Source organism: Thalassospira sp. A3_1 (genome assembly GCF_017744215.1).
Lineage (GTDB): Bacteria > Pseudomonadota > Alphaproteobacteria > Rhodospirillales > Thalassospiraceae > Thalassospira > Thalassospira lucentensis_A.
The window spans coordinates 95,045-118,016 of the sequence record NZ_JAGHQQ010000004.1 but is presented as its reverse complement, the minus strand read 5'-3'; the positions used below and the strand labels follow the sequence as shown (position 1 = coordinate 118,016).

Here is a 22,972-nt window from a genome sequence, read left to right as displayed (position 1 = left end):
GATACAGCAATCAGATTCGCGAAATTTTAGATCACTGTGCAATGAATAGATCACGCGCGGTACGTACGACCCGACTGATATGATCGGCGACGGCGGCGACCCCGCGGGTGTCCTTGGTATCGGGATGCAGCAGCATCCAGTAATTTCGGGTAAAGCGGATATCGGGCAGCAGGCGGATCAGGTCGGGCACATCATGGGTGGCGTAATCATGCAGGATTCCAATGCCATGCCCGTTGCGCACCGCTTCCATCTGGGCGACCACACTGCCGCATTCGAAACGCCGTTTCATCAGTTTGCCCAGACGTGCCGCGTAATCAAGGGCGCGGCTGTAAATCAGGTCTTCGATATGGGTGACAAACAGCCGGTCGGTCAGATCGCGTTCGGACCGGATCGCGCCATAGTTTTTGATGTAGCTTTGGGATGCATAGACGCTCAGCGTGTAGTCGGTCAGTTTTTTGATCACCAGCCGCCCCTGTTTGGGGCGATCAAGGGTGATGGCGATGTCGGCTTCGCGTTGGGACAGGGAAAAGGTGCGCGGCAGCGGCACCAGCTGGATCACCAGATCGGGATGCCCGGCGGCAAAGCCCGCGAGTTCACGTGCAAGGAAGTAATTGCCAAGTCCATCGGGCACGCCAACGCGCACGGTTCCGGCAATGCCTTCTGCCCGGCTGGGGAAGGCGGTGCCGACTTTAAGGAAGGCTGATTCAGCGGCCTCGGCTGCACCCATCAGGGCTTTGCCTGCCTCGGTCAGTTCCGATCCGGTGGTGCGTCGTTCGACAAGTTTGGTGCCGAGTTCCTGTTCAAGGGCGGTCAGTTGCCGACCAACCGTGGCGTGGTTCAGGCCAAGCTGACGGGCGGCCGAGAGGATTTGGCCCTGTCGTGCGACGGCCAGAAAGATGCGAATGCGGTCCCAATCCATGATCTATCGACTTCAAAAATTGCACATCGAATTTGCAATAATGGTAATTGATGTGCATCCATATGCATATCCATAATCGACCTGCTTTGCGGACGATTTTTTATGATCCGCGACAAAAGATCACCACGATTATCGGGAGAAGCCGAATGTCCAGCCAGATCACCCATTACATCAACGGCAAACGCGTCGCCGGGACTTCCGGCCGGACAGCGGCCGTGTTCAACCCGGCCACCGGTCAGCAGAGTGCGACCGTTGACCTTGCATCGAAGGCCGAGGTTCGAAATGCTGTCGAAAGTGCACGGTCGGTAGCCGCGGAATGGGCCAATACCACGCCGCTGCGTCGTGCCCGTATCCTCAATAAATTCCTGGGCATCCTTGAAAGCCGTTCGGAAGAACTGGCTGCGGCAATCACGGCCGAGCATGGCAAGGTGCTTTCGGATGCGCTGGGTGAAGTCACCCGCGGGATCGAGGTTGTTGAATTTGCCACCGGCGCGCCGCAGCTTTTGAAGGGCGAATTCACCGAGAATGTCGGTACCAAGGTTGACAGCCATTCGGTGCGCCAGCCGCTTGGTATTGTGGCCGGTATTACGCCGTTCAACTTCCCGGCCATGGTGCCGATGTGGATGTTCCCGGTTGCGCTTGCCTGCGGCAACTGTTTCATCCTGAAACCATCCGAACGTGATCCGTCTGCGTCGCTTCTGCTGGCGGAATGGCTGAGCGAAGCCGGTTTGCCGGACGGCGTTTTCAACGTTGTGCAGGGCGACAAGGAAGCGGTTGATGCGCTTCTGTTTGATCCGGATGTCAGCGCAATCAGTTTTGTCGGATCGACCCCGATTGCGAAATACATCTATGAAACCGCGACTGCGCAGGGCAAACGTTGCCAGGCGTTGGGTGGTGCGAAAAACCACATGATCGTGATGCCCGATGCGGATATGGATCAGGCGGTCGATGCCCTGATGGGAGCGGCATATGGATCGGCCGGCGAACGTTGCATGGCGATTTCGGTTGCGGTGCCGGTTGGCAAGGCAACGGCGGATGCGCTGGTTGAAAAGCTTGTACCGCGCATTAACGAACTTCGGGTCGCACCGGGAACGGATCCGGCGGCCGAAATGGGCCCGCTTGTGACCGCGCAGCACCGCGACAAGGTTGTCGGTTATATCAACAAAGGCGTTGAAGAAGGGGCGAAGCTGGTTGTTGATGGCCGCGACATTCGTTTGCAGGGCTATGAAGACGGCTATTTCGTTGGCGGGACCCTGTTTGACAATGTCACACCCGACATGACGATCTATAAGGAAGAGATTTTCGGCCCGGTCCTGTCAATCGTGCGGACCGATGATTTTGAAACTGCGGCCGATCTGGTTGATAGCCACGAATATGGCAATGGTACCGCGATCTTTACCCGTGATGGCGATACGGCGCGTGAATTTGCCAACCGCACCCAGACCGGCATGGTCGGCATCAATGTGCCGATCCCGGTTCCGATGGCGTTCCATTCATTTGGCGGCTGGAAGGCATCCTTGTTTGGCGATCATCACATGCATGGCATGGAAGGGGTGCGGTTCTATACCCGCCTTAAAACCATCACCTCTCGCTGGCCGACGGGTATTCGCAAGGGCGCCGAATTCGTCATGCCGACGATGAAGTGATGCCGCTGGCGGCAGAAATCTTAAACTGAGCGTATCGGGCGGGAATATTGATTTCCCGCCCGATTTTTATTGGGCTCGCGCGAGGAACTTTGAGGAATGCGACCAACGCTTTTGCTTTTCATCTTCTGCTGATCTAATCTTCGAAAAAATAAAAACAAAGTGACCGGGAAGATCGGCGGAGGAATTCAATGAGATCGACTGCAATGGGTGCACCGGATCTGGTTGCACCATCACCTGCATCGCAACCGGATGGTAAGCCAGGGCCGGAATTCGGGCCGTGGCTGGAAAAGGCATCGATCCTGATCGTCGATGACGAGCCGGGCATGCGCAATTTCCTTGTCCGTACATTGGGGCCGCGCGCCAAGCGGGTGGAAGAAGCCGCCGATTGCGAAGAAGCGACCAAGCTTCTTGATCAGCATCATTTCGACGTCGTGATCCTTGATAACATCATGCCGGGCAAGTCCGGGGTTGAGTGGTTGACCGAGCAGCGCGAGATCGGCTTTTTTTCCGATGCCATCCTGATGACGGCCTATGCCGATCTGGATACCGCGATCAAGGCATTGCGTGCCGGGGCGGTTGATTTTGTCCTTAAACCGTTTCGATCCAACCAGATTTTGAATGCGGTGGCGCGCTGCCTTGACCGGATGCGGTTGCGGCGTGAAAACCATGTTTTGCGCCATGAATTGCGCGCAACGTCCGATCACGTCCTGTTACGCGACAAGCTGATTGGCTATTCAGCGCAAATCCAGGAAATCCGCGAAACCATTGCACGGGTGGCCCCCCTTCCGACATCAATCCTGATTTCCGGTGAAAGCGGCACGGGCAAGGAGGTTACCGCACGGTCATTACATGCGTTATCTGACCGGGCCGAAAAACCGTTCGTGCCGATCAATTGTGCCGCCATTCCGTCCGAGATGATAGAGGCCGAATTGTTCGGGCACCTGAAAGGGGCCTTTACCGGGGCGCAAACCACGCGCGACGGGCTTTTCATGCATGCGCAGGGTGGTACCCTGTTTCTCGACGAGGTCGGGGAATTGTCACTGGCGACGCAAAGCAAGCTTTTGCGCGCGATTGAAAGCCGCCGGATCCGCCCGGTGGGATCGGAGCGCGAGGCACCGGTCGATCTGCGGTTTATTTTTGCCACCAATGCCGATCTTGAGGCAGAGGTCGAAGCGGGCCGTTTCCGTGCCGATCTGTTTTACCGGATCAATGTCATGCATATCGCGATGCCGCCCCTGCGCGAGCGCGGGGATGACGTGCTTGAACTCGCCAGCCTGTTTATGAGCAAGCTGTCCAAGCAGCTTGGGGTGCCGCAAGTCGCGATGGATGGGGCGGTGCGTGCCGGATTGACGCGATATGACTGGCCCGGCAATGTGCGCGAATTGCGCAACCTTGTAGAACGCACCCTGATCCTTGGGCGGTTTCCGGTGGAATTCCGGGACGAGCAAGCCGGGATGGATGGCCATACCGATCAGGACGAGACGCTGGAGGAAATGGAACGGCGTCACATCATGGCGATGGTGCACAAGACCGGCGGCAATCGCAATGAAGCCGCGCGGCGTCTGGGGATATCGCGCAAGACGATTGACCGCAAATTTGCCGATTGGGCCGATTGATGCCGTGGCGGAGCCGCCGTACCAAACGCACCCGGTCCGTGCGATTCAAACTGCTGGCGATTGCGTTATTGCCGACACTGGTCATTTTGCCATTGCTTCTTGGCGTGATGATGGTGCGCTGGAACAGCAAGTTTGACGCGCTTTTGACATCGAAGGTCAATGGTGATCTGACGATTGCCCATCAATATTTTACCCATATTCTGGAAACCACTGGCGAGCAGATCGAGGCGCTTGGCCAGTCGGTGACATTTCGCGATGTGCTGGCATCGGGGGATCGGGCGCGGATTGATGATCTGTTGGCCACAAAGCAGGCCGAGCTTGGCCTTGATTTCCTGTATATCGCCAATCGGCAGGGGCTTGTATCGGGGGCGGCACCAAGGCAGGCCAACCCGCGGCTTGATGCAGACTGGCCGGTGATTTCAACCGCCCTTTCGGGGGCGTCCTTGACCGGGGTGGATATATTCGAGAATGCCGATCTGGCGGCGATTTCGCCCGGTCTGGCGGCGCGTGCAAGGCTTGATCTGGTACCAACACCCAATGCGGTGCCAACCACGCGCGATGCGGAAACGCGCGGCATGGTGGTGCATTCGGGAAGCCATGTATCCCTGCCGATGGAGGGTGCAGAAGGGATAGACGGCGCACTGGTTGGCGGCATATTGTTGAACCAGAACCTTGTCTTTATCGATACGATCAATGATCTGGTTTACCGCAAAGGCAGTCTTCCCGAAGGCAGCCAGGGCACGGCGACCCTGTTTCTCGACGATGTGCGGATCAGCACCAATGTGCGGCTGTTTGAAGGGCGGCGCGCGCTTGGCACACGGGTATCGGCGGCAGTGCGCCAGAATGTTCTGGAAGACGGCAAGGTGTGGCTTGATAGCGCGTTTGTCGTCAATGACTGGTATATTTCAGCCTATGAGCCAATTACCGACAGTTTTGGCAAGCGGGTCGGGATGCTGTATGTCGGGTTCCTTGAAGCGCCGTTTGCCCAGACGAAATATGAAAGCCTGCTGATTATCATTGCGGCGTTTCTGTTTGTCGCGACGCTGAGTGTTCCGATCTTCCTGCGGTGGGCGCGTGGCATTTTCAAGCCGCTTGAACGCATGACCCAGACGATTGCCCGGGTAGAAAGCGGCGACTTTGGCGCGCGGACCCATATCGATCAGGTGCAGGATGAAATATCGCTGGTGGCGGAACATCTTGATGATCTGCTTGATCAGGTGCAGGAACGTGACAAACGTTTGCGCGCCTGGAACGAGGAACTGAATGCGCGTGTCGATGCGCGTACCAGCGAACTTCGCGAAGCCAACCGCCAGCTTGAAGCGACAACCAAGCAATTGATCATGTCCGAAAAACTGGCGGCAATTGGCGAAATCACGGCTGGCGTCGCGCATGAGATCAACAATCCGGTCGCTGTGCTTCAGGGGAACCTTGATGTGGTGCGGGATCTGCTGGGTGAAAATGTGCGGCTGGCGGAAACCGAATTCCGTTTGATTGACGAACAGGTCAGCCGCATCAATCTGATTGTCACCAAGCTTCTTCAATTTGCCAAACCCGAAGAATATGCCGGATTTGTCGAGCGCCATTCGCCGGGCGAGGTGATTGGTGATTGCCTGCCACTGGTGCAGCACTTGTTGAACAAGGCCGATATCGAGGTATCACGCAAAAGTCTGGCCACGCGGCTTATCCTGATGAACCGGACGGAATTGCAGCAGGTGCTGGTCAATCTGATGGTCAATGCGCTGCATGCGATGCCCGACAGTGGTACGTTAACCCTGATTGACGAGGATTTTGACCAGAAAGGAAAACCCGGCATTCGCATTTCGATCCGCGATACGGGTACGGGCATGTCGCCCGAAATACTGGGCCGTATTTTCGATCCGTTCTACACGACCAAGCGCCGTGAAGGTACGGGGTTGGGGTTGTCGATCAGTAAAACCCTGATTGACCGACAGGGCGGAACCATGACGGTTGAAAGCGAACCAGGCAAAGGAACGTTATTCACCATCTGGTTGCCCGAGGCGGACTGATTATCCTGTCAGGGATTGGACATTTTGTCCGGATGGTGCATTGCACAGTAAAAATTTGTTGGACATTTTGTCCATGCGCGTGCGCCGCAATATTATGATTGTCTTTCCAAAACTTCCAGAAAATCAGGCAACAGACTGAATGGCATAGCAATTGCGACGCTGTGTTTTCCGGGTCTTGCCGATATGGCCATGCAGCATTCATCCGAAATTGGGGGGATGGGGCCACCGGATGAACATAATGCCGGGAGGAAAAACACAAATGTTTGATCGCCTTAAAAAAGAACATATCGTCGCAGGGGACGATTTCAACCGCTGGAAAGTCCCGCCAGCATCCATTGCCATCCATCTTTGCATCGGCTCGGTCTATGCCTGGTCGATTTTCAACCCGCCTTTGGTCAAGGAATTTGGCGTTGTTGCCGCAAGTTCCGGTGATTGGGGGCTGCAATCTGTCGTCTGGATTTTCTCGGTTGCGATTGTCTGCCTTGGTCTTGCGGCGGCATTCGGTGGCAAGTGGCTTGAAGAAGTCGGTCCACGTATGGTTGGCGTTGTTGCTGCCTGCTGCTGGGGCGGGGGCTTCATTATTGGTGGTCTTGGCATTGCCAGCCATCAGCTTTGGCTGGTTTATCTTGGTTACGGTGTGATTGGCGGGGCCGGTCTTGGTCTTGGCTATGTATCGCCGGTTTCAACGCTGATCCGCTGGTTCCCGGACCGGCGCGGTATGGCAACCGGTATGGCCATCATGGGCTTTGGCGGCGGGGCGATGATCGCAACACCGATCAAGGAAGGTTTGCTTTCATTCTTCTATAAGGTGCCGGAATATCTTGGCCCGGAAAGTGCTGTTAACCTGGTGACCGAAGGCGGCAAACGCATGGCCGAAGTCGGTGGCCAGATGGTCGAAGTCGTGATCGCAGGTGCGGCCCAGGTGGCATCGGCGCCGGTTCCGATCGAGGAAGGTGTTTATGTTGCGGGGACCGGTAATACTGGTGCATCGGCAACCTTCATCACGCTTGGTGTGGCTTATTTCATTGTCATGATCATTGCGGCATTCTCGTATCGTGTCCCGCGTGAAGGCTGGCTGCCGGCAGGCTGGACACCGCCAACGGGCGAAGAAGCCTCCAAGCGGATGATCACCCAGAAAAACGTCCATATCGATCAGGCACTTAAAACCCCGCAATTCTACATGCTGTGGATCGTTCTGTGCTTTAACGTGACGGCGGGTATCGGGGTGATTGGTGTTGCCAAAACCATGATGACGGAAATCTTTGGCAGCACGCTGCCGCTGATTGTCAATTCCGGTTTTGCTGCGACCTATGTCTTCATGATTTCGGTCTTTAACATGTGCGGCCGCTTCTTCTGGGCATCGACCTCGGACTATATCGGGCGGAAGAACACCTATTACTGCTTCTTCATTCTTGGCATCATCCTTTATCTGTCGATCCCGTATGCTGCGGGACAGGTCAGTGTGAACCCGGTCGTGACGTGGCTTGTGATGTTCTATGGCGCAACCATGATCATCTTCACCATGTATGGCGGTGGTTTTGCGACCATTCCGGCCTATCTTGCTGATGTTTTCGGTACCAAATATGTCGGTGGCATCCATGGCCGTCTTCTGACCGCATGGAGTGTTGCAGGCGTGCTGGGGCCGGTTGCCATCACCCAGTTGCGTCAGACCTCGGTCGGGAACTCGGTCAAGGAACTGGCAGCCAAGATTGATCCGGCAGCGTTTCAGGCAAAGTTCGGTGCCGGTATGGATCAGCTTGATCAGCTGATTGCTGCCAAAACCGTTACCATTGGCCGTCTGATGGAAATCGCCCCTGCCGGGACGGTTGATCCGACGCCGAGCCTTTATAACACCACCATGTATGCCATGGCGGCCCTGCTGGTGATTGGCCTGATTGCCAACGCACTGGTCAAGCCGATCCATGACAAGCATTACATGGAAACCACGGCCGAGCCTGCAAAGCCGACACCGTCAGGCCGCGAGGCAACGTCCGAAGCGTAGTGTACCGAACCCCGGAGCCGGTCGGCTTAACCCCGACCGGCGCCAAAGGGTCCGGGTATGTCTGTCCCCGGACCCGCCTGGACATGAAAGTGCATCAATGTCATGTCCGGTCCTGTTGCAGGATTAACCCTTCGGTATTTATGGCCTTTCGGGTTATCCTGCGATCAGGACATCCGCCCCGTAAATGGTGTCCATCAATCACATAAAGTGCGCCACCATATGGGGGTAACTCCGAAAGGCGCCGGATACGCCATGATCGACAAACTCGAAATGTTTATGGTGCTTGCCCGCGAGCAGCATTTTGGTCACGCCGCCGAGGAATGCGGGGTGACACAGCCAACCCTTTCCAGTGCCCTGCGCCAGCTTGAAGATCATTTGGGGGTGGTGCTTGTGCGGCGCGGCTCACGGTATCAGGGGTTAACGCCCGAAGGTGAACGGGTTCTGGAATGGGCGCGCCATATTGTCGGCAGTTCGCGGTCGATGCGCGATGAAATGCGCGCCATGCGGTTCGGTTTGACCGGACAGGTGCAGATTGCGGTGATCCCTACGGCACTTTCGATGGTGCATGAATTGACGACCCCGTTTCGCGAAAAGCATCCGGATGTGACCTTTGCGGTATTGTCGCGGACATCGACTGAAATACAGGCGTTGCTTGATAACCTTCAAATCGATGTCGGCATTACCTATCTGGATAATGAACCGCTTGGTCGGGTGACATCAATCCCGCTTTATTATGAACGCTATCACCTTGTGACGTCGAATTTCGATGATATCGGGGACCGCGAAAGCATCACCTGGCGGGAGGCGGCAGAGTTTCCGTTATGTTTGCTGACACCCGATATGCAGAACCGGCGGATTATCAATCAGCACCTGACCGAGGCAGGCGCGCGCGTTAGTCCGACGCTTGAAAGTGATTCGATGATTGCCCTGTTTACCCACGTTCATACGGGGAACTGGGCCAGCATCATGCCGGTCAAGATGGTCAAGGAATTCAGCATGCGTGATCGGGTCAAATCGATCCCGATTGTCGATCCCGATGCATCGCATCTGGTGGGCATGATTGCGGCGAAGCGCGAGCCAGCGACACCGGTTGTGTCCGCATTGCTGAAAGAGGCCAAACAGATTTCAGAACTTGAACTGGCCTGATAGCGGCTTGATAGGTTTTCGCTATCGCGTAACGGGATGCCTTTATTGAACCGGCGGCGGCAATCACCGACACTGGCTGGAATAACAAATAATTCAATAGACTGCTAAGTGAGAGAGGCTTGCATGTCTTTAACCGAGACGACCGAGGAAATATCCATCCGCGTCGGCACCATCTGTGATGGGCTGTCCGGACTTGAAGGCCCGCTTTTGCCGATCCTGCATGAGGTGCAGGAAGAATTCGGCTTTATTCCCGAAGGCGCGCTTCAGACCATTGCCAAAAAACTGAACCTTAGCCGGGCAGAAGTTCACGGGGTTGCCAGTTTCTATCATGACTTCCGGGAAGAAAAGCCGGGCAAACATGTGATCAAAATCTGCCGTGCCGAAGCCTGTCAGGCGATGGGGGCCGATGATGTCGGTGACCATGCGCGGCGCAAACTGAAAGTCGACTGGTCGGAAACGACCAGCGACAAGAATGTGACGCTGGAGCCGGTCTTCTGCCTTGGGCTTTGTGCCTGCGCACCGGCGGCCATGGTTGATGGCAAGGTTGTCGGCCGGGTAAACAAGGATCGTCTTGATCGCATCCTGAGCGAGGTGGGATCATGACAGTCAAGATTTACGTCCCGCTTGATTCCGGTTCTGTTGCCCTTGGTGCGGACGACGTGGCAAAGGCGATTTCCGCCGAAGCGATCAAACGCGGTGAAGATGTCCAGATCGTGCGTAACGGTTCGTTTGGCATGTACTGGCTGGAGCCGATGGTCGAGGTCGAAACATCGCGCGGGCGTCTGGCTTATGGCCCAATTGCGGTCGAGGATGTCGACAGCCTGTTTGACGCCGGTTTCCTGAACGGTAGTGATCATAAACGTTTCCTTGGCCACACGCAGGATATCCCGTTCCTGAAGGCGCAGACGCGCCTGACCTTCCAGCGGTGCGGCATTATTGATCCCGTGTCGCTTGACGACTATCGTGCCAATGACGGACTCAAGGGGCTTGAAAATGCCCTTGGGATGACGTCCGAGGATATCGTCAAGGCGGTTACGGATTCAGGCCTTCGCGGTCGCGGTGGTGCCGGTTTCCCGACGGGTATCAAATGGAATACCGTGCGTCAGGCGCCTGGTGATCAGAAATACATCGTCTGTAATGCCGACGAAGGCGACAGCGGCACGTTTGCTGATCGCATGATCATGGAGGGCGAGCCGTTTGTCCTGATCGAAGGGATGATCATTGCCGGTCTCGCGACCGGGGCGACCAAGGGATATGTCTATACCCGGTCGGAATATCCCGATGCGATACGCATCATGAACGAAGCGATAGAAGTCGCACGAGCAAACAAACTGCTGGGGCCCAAGGTTCTGGGATCGGATTACGCGTTCGACATGGAAGTCCGCATGGGGGCGGGGGCCTATGTCTGCGGCGAGGAAACCTCGCTTTTGAACAGCATGGAAGGCAAGCGGGGCGTTGTTCGCGCCAAGCCACCCCTTCCGGCCCTTGAGGGCTTTATGGGGCGTCCGACGGTTGTTAACAACGTTATCTCGTTGTGCTCGGTGCCGGTGATCCTTGAAAAGGGTGCGGAATATTACCGTGATTTCGGCATGGGCCGGTCGCGCGGGACCATTCCGATCCAGATCGCGGGCAATGTCAAACATGGCGGCCTTTATGAAACGGCCTTTGGCCTGACACTTGGTGAAATCGTTGATCAGATCGGCGGTGGCACGGCAAGCGGCCGCCCGGTCAAGGCGGTTCAGGTCGGTGGTCCGCTGGGCGCGTATTTCCCGCGCGACCTGTTTGACACGCCATTTGACTACGAGGCATTCGCCAAGGCGGATGGTCTGATCGGTCATGCCGGTGTCGTCGTGTTTGACGCCAGTGTCGACATGATGAAACAGGCCCGTTTTGCCATGGAATTCTGTGCGATTGAATCGTGTGGCAAATGCACGCCATGCCGCATCGGGTCAACACGCGGCACCGAAGTTGTCGACAAGATCGCACGCGGTGAAGATCCCGAAATGCAGAAGGAACTTCTGGCCGATCTGTGTGAAACGATGAAGTTCGGGTCGCTATGCGCGCTGGGCGGGTTCACCCCCTATCCGGTGATGAGCGCACTGACCCATTTCCCTGATGATTTCAAGCCCCATGCGCTTGATATAGCCGCGGAGTGAGAACGATGTCCTTGGTAAAAGAAGTCGACTACGGAACCCCCGCCGCCAAATCCGAAAAGACCGTGACGATCAATGTTGACGGATTTGATGTGACCGTGCCCGAAGGCACGTCGATCATGCGGGCCTCGATGGAGGCGGGTATTCAGGTACCGAAACTGTGCGCGACTGACATGGTCGATGCGTTTGGTTCGTGCCGCCTGTGTCTGGTCGAAATCGAAGGTCGCAACGGCACCCCGTCATCCTGCACGACCCCGGTCGCGGATGGCATGGTGGTCCATACCCAGACCGAACGGCTCAAGAAAATCCGCAAAGGTGTTATGGAACTTTATATTTCCGATCACCCGCTGGATTGCCTGACCTGTGCGGCGAATGGCGATTGTGAATTGCAGGATATGGCCGGTGCGGTTGGCCTGCGCGATGTGCGTTATGGTTATGATGGGGGCAACCACGTCAAGACCCGCCAGAATGGCGAAGAAAACCCGCGTTACATGGCCAAAGACGAGAGCAACCCGTATTTCACCTATGACCCATCGAAATGTATCGTCTGTTCACGTTGTGTGCGGGCATGCGAGGAAGTGCAGGGAACGTTTGCCCTGACGATTGAGGGACGCGGTTTTGAAAGCCGGGTGTCGCCGGGCATGCATGAAAACTTCCTGGATTCAGAATGCGTGTCGTGCGGTGCCTGTGTTCAGGCCTGCCCGACGGCGACGCTTCAGGAAAAATCGGTAATCGAAATCGGTCAGCCGGAACATTCGGTCGTGACCACATGTGCCTATTGCGGGGTTGGCTGTTCGTTCAAGGCGGAAATGCGTGGTGATGAACTGGTGCGCATGGTGCCTTATAAGGATGGCAAGGCCAATCGCGGGCATTCATGTGTCAAGGGACGGTTTGCCTATGGCTATGCCAGCCACAAGGACCGTATCCTCAACCCGATGATCCGAGAAAACACATCCGATCCGTGGCGCGAAGTCAGTTGGGAAGAAGCCCTTCGTTACACCGCCGATAAATTCCGTTCCATTCAGGAAAAATACGGCAAGGCCGCGATTGGCGGGATCACGTCATCGCGCTGCACGAACGAGGAAACCTTCCTTGTGCAGAAGCTGATCCGTGCCGGGTTTGGCAATAACAACGTTGATACCTGTGCACGTGTCTGCCATTCGCCCACCGGTTATGGCCTTAAGACCACATTCGGCACATCGGCCGGGACGCAGGATTTTGACAGTGTCGAGCACACAGATGTCGTGATCCTGATCGGGGCCAACCCGACGGACGGGCACCCTGTTTTTGCATCGCGCCTCAAAAAGCGGTTGCGTCAGGGGGCGGAACTGATCGTCATCGACCCGCGTCGTATTGATCTGGTGCGCACGCCGCATATCAAGGCCGCAGCCCATCTGGCATTGCGTCCGGGCACCAATGTTGCGGTTCTGACATCGCTTGCACATGTGATCGTGACCGAAGGCCTGTTTGACGAGGCGTTCATTCGCGAACGGTGCGATTGGGACGAGTTCCAGGATTGGGCAGCGTTTGTATCCGATCCGCAAAACAGCCCGGAAGAAGTCGAACGCCAGTCCGGCGTTCCAGCAGAAACCCTTCGGAAGGCAGCGCGTATTTTTGCCCGCGGCGGCAATGGTGCGATTTATTATGGACTTGGCGTGACCGAGCACAGCCAGGGGTCGACCACCGTGATGGCAATTGCCAACCTTGCGATGGCGACGGGCAATATCGGGCGTCCGGGCGTGGGGGTTAACCCGCTTCGCGGGCAGAATAATGTGCAGGGTTCGTGCGATATGGGATCGTTCCCGCACGAACTGCCGGGCTATCGTCATATTGCCGATGATGCGACGCGTGATGTGTTTGAAAAAATCTGGGGCGTCAAACTGGATGACGAACCGGGTCTTCGCATTCCAAACATGCTTGATGCTGCCGTCGAAGGCACATTCAAGGGTATCTATATTCAGGGTGAAGACATCCTGCAATCGGACCCGGATACCAAACATGTTGCCTCCGGTCTTGCCGCGATGGAATGCGTTGTGGTCCATGACCTGTTTTTGAACGAAACGGCAAATCATGCGCATGTGTTCCTGCCCGGTTCGACCTTCCTTGAGAAGGATGGGACATTTACCAATGCCGAACGTCGTATCAACCGTGTTCGCAAGGTGATGAGCCCGAAAAACGGCTTTGCCGACTGGGAAGTTACGCAAAACCTTGCCCGTGCGATGGGACTTGATTGGAACTATACCCATCCGTCGCAGGTGATGGATGAAATCGCACGGACCACACCAAGCTTCGCCGGGGTCAGTTATGACCTTCTGGAACGCGAGGGTTCTATACAGTGGCCGTGCAACGAGAAGGCCCCGCTGGGCACCCCGGTCATGCATATCGATGGCTTCGTGCGCGGCAAGGGCAAGTTTGTTGTGACCGAATATGTCGCAACCGATGAACGTACCGGTCCGCGCTTCCCGCTGTTGCTGACGACGGGACGTATTCTTTCGCAATACAATGTCGGGGCGCAGACCCGTCGGACGGCCAACAGCGCATGGCATAAGGAAGACCTGCTTGAAATCCATCCCCATGATGCCGAACAGCGGGGCATTCGTGAAGGGGACTGGATCCGTCTGGCATCGCGGTCGGGTGAAACGTCGCTTCGCGCGACGATCACGGACCGTGTTGCCCCCGGTGTGGTTTATACGACCTTCCACCATCCGGGCACGCAGGCCAACGTGATCACCACCGATTATACCGACTGGGCAACCAACTGCCCGGAATACAAGGTTACCGCCGTTCAGGTTACGCCCAGCAACGGGCCGACCGAATGGCAGGTGGAATATGACAAGCAGGCCGAACAGGCGCGCCGGATCCTTCCGCGTGTTAATGCGGCCGAATAGGTGCGAAACATTGCCCGGCTTCATGATAGGATATCATCATGAAACCGGGCGTTTTCGTCCGTAAATCAAGAATTCTGGCGGGAGTTTAAACGCCAATGGCACCTGACAAACTCGTCTATATGGCCAATCAGATCGCGACTTTTTTCAAATCCAAACCCCATGCCGAAGGCGTGGCTGGTGTGGCAGGGCATATCAGCGATTTCTGGGAACCACGGATGCGCAAGCAGCTTTTTGACATGATTGAAAGCGGTCATGAGGGCTTTCACCCGCTGGTGATCGAAGCTGCACCATCGATCCGCAAGGTCAAGCAACCAGCGTGACAGCAGAAATGACATCAGCAAACCGCATCATTGATGGTCGTGACCATGACCCGGCGCGTGCCGTTGTGCGCGGCGATGGCGGTGATGATGCGCCGATTATTCTGCAGCCAGAAATTCCGGCTGCCCTGACATTCAACGGTAAATCTCATGCCGTGATGATGGTATCACCCCACGATCTTGAAGATTTCATGATCGGTTTTGCCCTGTCCGAAGGCATAGCAGATCATGTCGGGCAGATCAGTTTGCGCGATGTGCGCAAAACCCTGCAGGGATATGTGATTGAGGCCGATCTGGATGAAGACATCCTTGACCGGCTTGAAGTCCGTCAGCGCACGCTTGAAGGGCGTTCGGGCTGCGGGCTTTGCGGGGTGCAGTCACTTGATGCGGTTGCGATGGACAAGATCGGCACCGTCGTGCCGGGTAATATGCCGCAGGATGTTGTTTTGCGCGCGATTGATGCTCTTCCCGATCATCAGACACGCAACCGCGAAGGTGGTGGGCTTTTGCATGCCAGTGCCTTTGTTGATGCGACCGGTGTCATTCGCATCGTTCGCGAGGATATCGGACGGCATAATGCACTGGACAAGGTTTTGGGGGCAGTGGCCCGTGAAGGCCTTGATAAAACGGGTGGGTTTATCCTGATGACCAGCCGCTGTTCTTATGAAATCGTCACCAAAACCGTGCAATGCGGGGTGGGCGGGCTTGTAACCCTTTCGGGGCCGACATTAACCGCGGTCAATCTGGCGCGGCAGGCGGGATTGACGATGATTTGCCGCGAACGGCGTGGGTTGTTCCGGCGTTTTGCCTGAACCCGATCGGTGCGCCGGATCAGTTAGACGGGATCAGGCCGAGGCGCGCGGAATGATCTGGAAACCGACATCAATGCTTCTGCTTGGTAATTCCTGATTGCCGATCCGGGCGACAAGGGCGTTGGCAGCCTGTGCGCCCAGATGTTTGCGATCGATATCGACCGTGGTCAGGGCCGGAAGGGTGAAGGCCGAAAAATCCTGATTGCCAAAGCCCATTACGGCAATATCGCCGGGGACGGATATGCCGCGTGACTGTGCCTCGATCAGAACCCCATGCGCCAGAAGATCCGAACTGCACATCACCAGACCATTACGAAAACCACCGTCAATTGCGCGTGCCAGTCCGTTGCGGCCACGTTCGATGGTTGCACCGCTTTCAAAACAGACAGCACCCGGTGTTGTGCCGGTCAGTTTTCCGAAACGGGTGCAGAATGCGTCCTTGCGGCGGAGGGCGCGTTCATCGCCCGCCGATACAGCGATGGCATTGCGATAGCCGCGTTCAAACGCGAATTGCGCCATCTCTTCGCCAGCCCGGATATGGGAAAAGCCGATACAGACATCAATCGGGGATTCCGTTGTATCCCACACTTCGATGACCGGGATGCCAGCCCCCAGCAACATCCGTTTGCAGCCTGATGAATGGTGGATACCAGTCAAAAGAATGCCATCGGGGCGGCGGCTGAGCATCGTTGTTAGAACAGCCTGTTCTTCTTCCTGTGAAAAGCCGGTTTCGGCCATAAGAACGTGGTAGCCCGACCCGCGAATGACATCGATGAAATTCTGCATCAGGTCGGAATAGATGACATTGGTAATCGATGGCACAAGGGCCGCGATCAACTGGCTGCGTTTGGATGCCAGGGCACCGGCCACCATGTTGGGAACATAGCCGGTCAGCTCAATCGCATCCTGAATGCGTTTAAGCGTGTTTGCCGAGACCTTTTTCGGATCATTCAGGGCACGCGAAACCGTCACCTGCGAAACACCAGCCAGCCGTCCCACAGTTTCCATGGTGACCGTGCCGGATTTCAGATCGCCATTTTTCAGGACGTCATTATGTTTCGGTACATTAAGCAAATCGGTTTCTCGTGACAGGTCAATCCGTTACGGATCATTCCGGATATCGGATCGGGGGAGCCCCGAATTCAAACATTACATAAGGCATTCATCGGGGGCAAGCCAGCCGTCCGTCAGCAAAGGCGACAGACGGCTGTGCTGGTGGTTAGCGCATTTTTTTGGTTTTGCGCGATACCATGATCGAAAAGCTGATCGACAGGGTAATCAGTACCCAAAGCAGAACCGCGATCCAGCTTTTGGTAAAGAAGATCGACAATGTGCCAAAAGACTCAAGGCTTTTGACGAAATAGATTTCTGCCGACGGGCCAAGAATGAAGCCGATGATAAAGGGTGCGATTTCAAGGCCGATTTTGTGTGCCAGATAACCAAACAGCCCAAAGATCAGTAGCGTCCAGACATCGAACATCACCCCGTAATTGATCGTATAGGCACCCACCACGCACATCATCAGGATGATCGGAAACAGGATGTTTTTCGGAACCGATACCACCTTGGCGATATGGCGGATGGCAAAGATCATTACGAGGAACATGACAAGGTTTGCCACCAGCATGGCGATGATCATTGCATCCCACGTCACCGGATTATTGCCGATAAAAAGCGGGCCGACCTGAATGCCCTGCAGGGTGAAGGCCCCGATCAGGATGGCTGTGGTTGAATCGCCCGGAATACCAAGTGACAGTAACGGCACCAGTGCCCCGCCGGTCAGGCCGTTATTGGCGCTTTCCGATGCAATCACACCGGCCGGTTCACCCTTGCCAAAACGTTCGGGATGGCGTGAAAAGTTCTTTTCCTGACTGTATGCTAGGATCGAAGCCGCACTGCCGCCGACACCGGGCAGAATGCCGACAAACGTACCAATCCCCGAAGACCGGATCAGATTGACGATTTGACCCTTGAAAACCGACAATCTGAACGGTTTGCCCTTGGCGATTTTTACACCCGAAAGTCCCTGTCCTTCGGGCATGCCGTTTTCGGCTTCGATCAGGATTGTTGCCAGACCGAACAGGCCTATCAGAACCGGCAAAAGTGAAAAGCCGCTTTCAAGGTAATATTCAAGAAATTCCGGGACGAGACGCAATTCGCCGTTACCGCCACGCGAAATGTCATAGGCACCGATCAGGCTGATGAAGATGCCCAGAACGCCGCTGAAGATGCCGACCAGAAGGCTGCTGCTGAGTGCTGCCATGACGGTAAGGGCGAAGAAGATGATCAGGAATTTTTCGATATAGGAAAACTTGATCGCGAAATCGGCAAGTGCCGGCGCAAACAGATAAAGTGCGGCGAGGCTGATCAGGCCGCCAATGACGGACGAGATGATGCCGATCTTGAGCGCATTTTCACCTTCACCGGCCATCGTCATCGGATAACCGTCAAGCGTAGTCGTGATCGATGAAGGAGTACCAGGGATATTGAGCAGGATCGCCGGGACAAGCCCGCCGGAAATTCCCCCGACATAAAGGCCAAGCAAAAGTGCCAGACCGTTTTCAAGCCCCAATGAATAGGTCAGCGGCAAACAGACTGCAACCGCCATGGTCGCTGTCATGCCGGGGATCGCGCCAAAGATGATGCCGATCACCGTGCCAACGGCAACAAGCGTAAAGAACAGCGGTGTCAGGATGGAAAGAAGATCCATGATAAATCTCTTGGGTCAATCCGCGCCTTGGTTCAGGACCTATGGCAGCGAGATATTGAAAAGTTCGGACAGGATGTACCAGACAAGGCTCGGCGCGATGATCGCATTCAGTCCCGCGATCAAAAGCTGTTTGCGCCCGCGTTCGTGCAGATACAGCACGCTCATGCCAAACAGATACGGGATCGAGCATAGGTAAAATCCAAGGCCGGTATTGGGAAACAGGTCACCAACCGCAGGCATCGCCAGAAAATAGACGACGGTTCCGGCAATCGTTCCGAAAAACCGCATATGGTCTATGCCAACCGGCCACCAAGGGCCATTGCCAACCGCGGCCAGCATGGTCTTGCCGCGCGTCACAAGGATGGCAACAAAAAGGATACCTAGGATGACGGCAATGATGGTCGGGAAAACGGTGTGTGATGTATCGAAATTGATCGACACACCAAGCAGGGAGTCTTGGGACATGGGACGCCTCCTTATTTCGCCTGTCTTTCCATCCATGTTGGGACAGCTGCGGCAAAATGCGAAATTCCGATCGGGTTCGGTGTTTCTGGCCGGGCAGGGCAGGCGAAACCGGCCCGAAACAATGTCCGGGCCGGATAATGGTCTTAGTTCGTGGCGATTGCGTCGATGATGTGACGGTAATCTTCACGCTTTGCCTTCAGATATTCCGTGGCTTCTGCCGACGGTTTGAAGTTCGGGATAAAGAAGGATGCCTTTTGGGTTTCCTGAATCTCGCCCGCAGCAAAGATTTCGGTCAGTGCCTTGTCGATCGTGGCAATCTGTTCCGGATCCATGTCCTTGTTGAACAGCAGGAAGAATTCCTTGTCGAAGGTGAAATCCTTTTTGCCATCCATGGTGACGCTGACATTCGGGGTGGTGAATGCCAGAAGTTCGTCACGCGTGGTGTCGCCCATGCCTTCCGGGTTTGCCTGTGCGATGGTTTCCTCGCGGGCGGTTAGCCAGATGAAGCGCATGGCTTTCTGGTCGTCTTCCGGAAGCTGGGTGAACTGTTCGTTGGCCTGGACCGAGCCATTGATCACGTCAGCCTGACCATCAAACAGCAGCTGGTTTTTATCGGCCTGCGAACCGGTATTGACCGGAACGATGTTTTCCTCGGCACCCGGATGCTGGATTTTCACGGCGTTCTTAAGTGCCGAGAAACCGATTTCCGAAACGCCACCGGCCTGAATGGCAACGCGGACACGCTGTCCGGCGGAGGCAGCGGCAATCACGTCTTCCATGGATTGCAGCGGCGAATTTTTAGCAACGAGATACGCATTGCCCGGGTTGATTGCGACGGTCGGGCCGACCTTGAAGTTTTCAAAGATGTCGTCGTAACCGCGAACGCCATACAGATGCGCAAGATAGGATTGATCATGGAAAATCATGATCGTGGTGCCGCGACTGTCACGTTCCAGCGCCTTGAAAGCTTCGCTGGCGCCGACCGCGTCAACCTTGACATTGATATCGAGTTTTTTGGAAAGCGCTTCGGCGATGATCGCGCTGTTCTGATAGGTGTCGCCACCGGTCGATTTGGAACCGATTACCATGCGGACATTGCCTGGCAGTTCCGATGCGCTGGCGAGAATCGGTGTTGCAACCATGGCAGCCAAACCGGCTGCGGTTGCTAGGGTTTTGAAAAGTCCGGTCATTGTTTCCTCCCGAATGACACGTTCCTGATCGTGGGCTCCTTGCCCGTAACAGCCCGGTCGGGGTGGTTCCCGAGGGCAGCACTTTGCTTGTTCTTGTTATTGTCACCTGTAATTTTTCAGGCAATATGAAAGCGCATACATAATTTCATACAAGTCGATTTAACTTCTGTCAATCCCGGAATGTTTGGTCTTTTTCTCTAAGCTTCATCTGGTGAAATACCTGTAAGATAACTTGACAACGGTCTTGTGTATGCGCATACATTGAATCATAAAGGAAATCGCATTGTCCTGTCGGTTCTGCATGTGCATAGTCAACTGACAGGGTGGATACACGGGAGGAACGCCATGTCCGAAAAACAAAAAAAATCTGCCGAAGATCTCAGAAGCGCGCGCTGGTTTGCGCCCGACGACTTGCGTTCGTTCGGGCATCGTTCGCGCCTGATGCAGATGGGCCTTGATCCGGAAGACTGGACCGGTCGTCCGGTTATCGGAATTCTGAATACCTGGTCGGAATTGAACCCGTGCCACGCGCATTTCCGCGAACGTTCCGGTGATGTCAAAAAGGGCGTGCATCAGGCGGGTGGTTTCCCGGTCGAGCTTCCGGCGATTTCGGTTGATGAATCTTTCACCAAGCCGACCTCGATGCTGTATCGCAACCTGCTGGCGATGGAGACGGAAGAAATGATCCGCTCCCACCCGCTGGATGGTGTGGTTCTGATGGGCGGTTGCGATAAAACCACGCCGGGTCTTGTCATGGGGGCGATTTCCGCCGGTGTGCCGATGATCTATCTTCCGGCTGGCCCGATGCTGCGCGGCAACTATGCCGGTAAAATCCTTGGTTCCGGGTCGGATGCCTGGAAATACTGGGATGAACGCCGTGCGGGTAACATCAGTGACGAGGAATGGGTGGGGGTCGAAGGCGGCATTGCACGTTCCTATGGTCACTGCATGACCATGGGCACCGCATCGACCATGACTGCGATTGCCGAAGCCATGGGGCTTTGCCTTCCCGGCGCATCGTCGATCCCGGCACCGGATGCCGGTCATATCCGCATGTCGACCCAGTGTGGCCGTCGCATCGTCGATATGGTCTGGGAAGATCTGACGCCCGAAAAAATCGTCACCCCGGCATCGGTTCGTAACTCTGCCGTCGTTGCCATGGCGACCGGCTGTTCGACCAATGCGGTGGTGCATCTTCTGGCGATGGCGCGCCGGGCCAGCATCAAGCTTGATCTTGATGATCTTGACGCACTTGGCCGCACCACGCCGCTGATTGCCAATATCCGCCCATCGGGCAAGGGCGATTACCTGATGGAAGATTTCTTCTATGCTGGTGGTTTGCGCGCGCTGATGGCGGAACTTGGTGACAAGCTTGACACAAGTGTTACGACGGTTACCGGCAGGACTCTCGGCGAAACGCTTGAGGGTGCGACTGTCTATAATGACGATGTCATTCGTCCGCTGTCCAACCCGGTCTATCACGAAGGATCACTTGCGGTTCTGCGTGGCAATCTGTGCCCGGACGGGGCGGTGATCAAACCGGCCGCCTGTGATGAACGGTTCCGCAATCATCAGGGTCCTGCCTTGGTGTTTGACAGCTATCCGGAAATGAAAAAGGCGGTTGATGATGAAAATCTCGATATCACGCCCGACCATGTGATGGTTCTGCGCAATGCCGGGCCGCTTGGCGGGCCAGGTTTCCCCGAGTGGGGGATGCTGCCAATTCCCAAGGCGCTGATCAAGCAGGGGCATCGCGACATGCTGCGCATTTCGGATGCCCGTATGTCGGGCACGTCTTATGGGGCCTGTGTGCTTCATGTTGCACCTGAAAGCTATATCGGCGGGCCGCTGGCACTTTTGAAAACCGGCGATATCGTCAAGCTTGATCTTGATAACCGTCGTCTGGACATGCTGGTGGATGAAGATGAACTCGAACGTCGTCGTGCGGCATGGCAAAAGCCCGAGGATCGCTATCAGCGCGGTTATGGCTGGATGTTTGGCAAGCACGTCACCCAGGCAAACGAAGGTTGCGATTTCGACTTCCTATCGCCCGATTTCGGCAAAACCGCGGGCGAGCCGGATATCTTCTGATCCGGTGATGATCGACTGATGACAAACAGGTGGCGCACCCATCGCGCCATCACCAACAGAATTCAGGGACTTTGACCAATGGCACTTTCCAAAGCCGATTTGCGTGGCGTGCTGTCCGGTATTTCCGGCATTCTTGTGACGCCTTATGATGAAAACGGCGATGTCGCGCCGAAAAAGCTTTCGCCGATTATTGACCGTGCGCTGACTGCGGGGGTTCATTTCCCGGTCGTAAACGGCAATACCGGCGAATTTTATGCCCTGACCACGGACGAGGCCATTACCATGGCCAGATCGGTTGCCGAAATGCTTGATGGTCGTGCGCCGATGCTGGCCGGGGTTGGTCGCGGCATTCGTGATGCGGTTGCACTGGCAAAGGCATCGGCAGAGGCCGGTGCCGAAGCGCTTATGATCCATCAGCCACCAGATCCCTTTGTCGCGCCGCGTGGTGTTGTCGACTATCTTAAACGCATTGCCGATGCATCGGATGGTTTGCCGATGATGCTGTATCTTCGCAACGATACGATTGGCACCAAGGCGATTGCCGATCTATGTGCTGTTGAAGGTGTTGCCGGTGTCAAATGGGCGACGCCAAATCCGATGAAGCTGGCCGAGGCGATTTCAGCCTGCGATCCTGATATCGTATGGGTTGGTGGTTTGGCCGAGGTTTGGGCGCCGACTTTCTATGCGGTGGGCGCGCGCGGCTTTACGTCGGGTCTGATCAATGTGTGGCCGGAACGTTCGATGGCGATCCATGCGGCCCTTGAAGGCGGCGATTACGAAACCGCCCGCAAACTGATTTCGGAAATGCGGGCATTTGAAGATGTCCGGGCCGAGGAAATGAATGGTACCAATGTGACCGGGGTTAAATCCGCGTTGCAGCTTCTGGGCAATGATTGCGGTCCGACGCGTCCGCCATCAGCCTGGCCACTGACGCCTGCGCAGCATGACAAGCTTGTCGGTTTCATGCGCGAAAACAAACTTGTGAAATAA

General features: G+C 55.8%; 17 protein-coding genes. 12 read left to right on the top strand and 5 right to left on the bottom strand.

Translation table 11 applies throughout. The annotated features are described in order from the left end of the window. Positions 1-31: 31 nt before the first annotated feature. The gene (locus J7395_RS17300) at positions 32-919 is read right to left on the bottom strand and encodes a LysR family transcriptional regulator (protein ID WP_114109923.1); all 888 of its coding nucleotides are present in this window, start codon (positions 917-919) and stop codon (positions 32-34) included. 146 nt (positions 920-1,065) lie between these two features. Between J7395_RS17300 and J7395_RS17295 the strand changes: the two genes are divergently transcribed. The 10 genes from J7395_RS17295 to fdhD all read left to right on the top strand — a co-directional run bounded on the left by J7395_RS17295 (position 1,066) and on the right by fdhD (position 15,526). Next, positions 1,066-2,565 carry a CoA-acylating methylmalonate-semialdehyde dehydrogenase gene (locus J7395_RS17295; RefSeq protein WP_209222700.1) on the top strand — a complete coding sequence of 500 codons (1,500 nt, stop codon included), beginning with the start codon at positions 1,066-1,068 and terminating at the stop codon, positions 2,563-2,565. A 188-nt stretch (positions 2,566-2,753) separates the two neighbouring features. Further along, positions 2,754-4,181 (top strand): sigma-54 dependent transcriptional regulator, encoded by a 1,428-nt coding sequence (locus tag J7395_RS17290; RefSeq protein WP_209222698.1) that lies wholly within the window; start codon positions 2,754-2,756, stop codon positions 4,179-4,181. Beyond that, a complete protein-coding gene (locus J7395_RS17285) occupies positions 4,181-6,208 on the top strand; it encodes a HAMP domain-containing sensor histidine kinase (protein ID WP_209222696.1) in 2,028 nt (675 codons plus the stop codon). Before J7395_RS17290 ends, J7395_RS17285 begins: the two co-directional genes overlap by 1 nt. 259 nt (positions 6,209-6,467) lie before the next feature. After that, positions 6,468-8,210 carry an OFA family MFS transporter gene (locus J7395_RS17280; RefSeq protein WP_209222694.1) on the top strand — a complete coding sequence of 581 codons (1,743 nt, stop codon included), beginning with the start codon at positions 6,468-6,470 and terminating at the stop codon, positions 8,208-8,210. Positions 8,211-8,462: 252 nt separating this feature from the next. Beyond that, positions 8,463-9,356: a LysR family transcriptional regulator gene (locus J7395_RS17275; protein ID WP_062953567.1), complete on the top strand. Its 894-nt coding sequence runs from the start codon at positions 8,463-8,465 to the stop codon at positions 9,354-9,356. A gap of 123 nt (positions 9,357-9,479) precedes the next feature. Then, positions 9,480-9,959, top strand: a complete 480-nt coding sequence (locus J7395_RS17270; RefSeq protein WP_114109948.1) for a formate dehydrogenase subunit gamma — start codon at positions 9,480-9,482, stop codon at positions 9,957-9,959. Next, positions 9,956-11,512: an NADH-quinone oxidoreductase subunit NuoF gene (locus J7395_RS17265; protein ID WP_209222691.1), complete on the top strand. Its 1,557-nt coding sequence runs from the start codon at positions 9,956-9,958 to the stop codon at positions 11,510-11,512. The genes J7395_RS17270 and J7395_RS17265 overlap by 4 nt, the downstream gene beginning before the upstream one ends. A gap of 5 nt (positions 11,513-11,517) precedes the next feature. Then, positions 11,518-14,397, top strand: a complete 2,880-nt coding sequence (gene fdhF, locus J7395_RS17260; protein ID WP_209222688.1) for a formate dehydrogenase subunit alpha — start codon at positions 11,518-11,520, stop codon at positions 14,395-14,397. Positions 14,398-14,492: 95 nt separating this feature from the next. After that, positions 14,493-14,717 carry a formate dehydrogenase subunit delta gene (locus tag J7395_RS17255; RefSeq protein WP_062953571.1) on the top strand — a complete coding sequence of 75 codons (225 nt, stop codon included), beginning with the start codon at positions 14,493-14,495 and terminating at the stop codon, positions 14,715-14,717. 8 nt (positions 14,718-14,725) lie between these two features. Beyond that, on the top strand, positions 14,726-15,526 hold the full coding sequence (gene fdhD, locus J7395_RS17250; RefSeq protein ID WP_209222686.1) for a formate dehydrogenase accessory sulfurtransferase FdhD: 801 nt from the start codon (positions 14,726-14,728) through the stop codon (positions 15,524-15,526). Between the two features lie 33 nt (positions 15,527-15,559). On the opposite strand, the gene J7395_RS17245 is transcribed toward fdhD, so the two are convergent. The 4 genes from J7395_RS17245 to J7395_RS17230 form a co-directional block, all read right to left on the bottom strand. Continuing rightward, complete coding sequence (locus J7395_RS17245) at positions 15,560-16,600, bottom strand: LacI family DNA-binding transcriptional regulator (protein ID WP_247742256.1); 1,041 nt, start codon at positions 16,598-16,600, stop codon at positions 15,560-15,562. 145 nt (positions 16,601-16,745) lie between these two features. Beyond that, positions 16,746-18,236 (bottom strand): tripartite tricarboxylate transporter permease, encoded by a 1,491-nt coding sequence (locus J7395_RS17240; protein ID WP_209222684.1) that lies wholly within the window; start codon positions 18,234-18,236, stop codon positions 16,746-16,748. Between the two features lie 39 nt (positions 18,237-18,275). Continuing rightward, positions 18,276-18,701 (bottom strand): tripartite tricarboxylate transporter TctB family protein, encoded by a 426-nt coding sequence (locus tag J7395_RS17235; protein ID WP_114109952.1) that lies wholly within the window; start codon positions 18,699-18,701, stop codon positions 18,276-18,278. Positions 18,702-18,844: 143 nt separating this feature from the next. Further along, complete coding sequence (locus J7395_RS17230; protein ID WP_209222682.1) at positions 18,845-19,891, bottom strand: hypothetical protein; 1,047 nt, start codon at positions 19,889-19,891, stop codon at positions 18,845-18,847. A 345-nt stretch (positions 19,892-20,236) separates the two neighbouring features. On the opposite strand from J7395_RS17230, the gene araD reads away from it, so the two are divergent. Then, a complete protein-coding gene (gene araD, locus J7395_RS17225; protein WP_209222679.1) occupies positions 20,237-21,982 on the top strand; it encodes an L-arabinonate dehydratase in 1,746 nt (581 codons plus the stop codon). Between the two features lie 78 nt (positions 21,983-22,060). Further along, positions 22,061-22,972: a dihydrodipicolinate synthase family protein gene (locus tag J7395_RS17220; protein ID WP_062959043.1), complete on the top strand. Its 912-nt coding sequence runs from the start codon at positions 22,061-22,063 to the stop codon at positions 22,970-22,972.

Coding starts and splice junctions, on each gene's coding strand:
- J7395_RS17300 (WP_114109923.1), bottom strand. CDS start 919: ATGGATTGGGACCGCATTCGCATCTTTCTGGCCGTCGCACGACAGGGC.
- J7395_RS17295 (WP_209222700.1), top strand. CDS start 1,066: ATGTCCAGCCAGATCACCCATTACATCAACGGCAAACGCGTCGCCGGG.
- J7395_RS17290 (WP_209222698.1), top strand. CDS start 2,754: ATGAGATCGACTGCAATGGGTGCACCGGATCTGGTTGCACCATCACCT.
- J7395_RS17285 (WP_209222696.1), top strand. CDS start 4,181: ATGCCGTGGCGGAGCCGCCGTACCAAACGCACCCGGTCCGTGCGATTC.
- J7395_RS17280 (WP_209222694.1), top strand. CDS start 6,468: ATGTTTGATCGCCTTAAAAAAGAACATATCGTCGCAGGGGACGATTTC.
- J7395_RS17275 (WP_062953567.1), top strand. CDS start 8,463: ATGATCGACAAACTCGAAATGTTTATGGTGCTTGCCCGCGAGCAGCAT.
- J7395_RS17270 (WP_114109948.1), top strand. CDS start 9,480: ATGTCTTTAACCGAGACGACCGAGGAAATATCCATCCGCGTCGGCACC.
- J7395_RS17265 (WP_209222691.1), top strand. CDS start 9,956: ATGACAGTCAAGATTTACGTCCCGCTTGATTCCGGTTCTGTTGCCCTT.
- fdhF (WP_209222688.1), top strand. CDS start 11,518: ATGTCCTTGGTAAAAGAAGTCGACTACGGAACCCCCGCCGCCAAATCC.
- J7395_RS17255 (WP_062953571.1), top strand. CDS start 14,493: ATGGCACCTGACAAACTCGTCTATATGGCCAATCAGATCGCGACTTTT.
- fdhD (WP_209222686.1), top strand. CDS start 14,726: ATGACATCAGCAAACCGCATCATTGATGGTCGTGACCATGACCCGGCG.
- J7395_RS17240 (WP_209222684.1), bottom strand. CDS start 18,236: ATGGATCTTCTTTCCATCCTGACACCGCTGTTCTTTACGCTTGTTGCC.
- J7395_RS17235 (WP_114109952.1), bottom strand. CDS start 18,701: ATGTCCCAAGACTCCCTGCTTGGTGTGTCGATCAATTTCGATACATCA.
- J7395_RS17230 (WP_209222682.1), bottom strand. CDS start 19,891: ATGACCGGACTTTTCAAAACCCTAGCAACCGCAGCCGGTTTGGCTGCC.
- araD (WP_209222679.1), top strand. CDS start 20,237: ATGTCCGAAAAACAAAAAAAATCTGCCGAAGATCTCAGAAGCGCGCGC.
- J7395_RS17220 (WP_062959043.1), top strand. CDS start 22,061: ATGGCACTTTCCAAAGCCGATTTGCGTGGCGTGCTGTCCGGTATTTCC.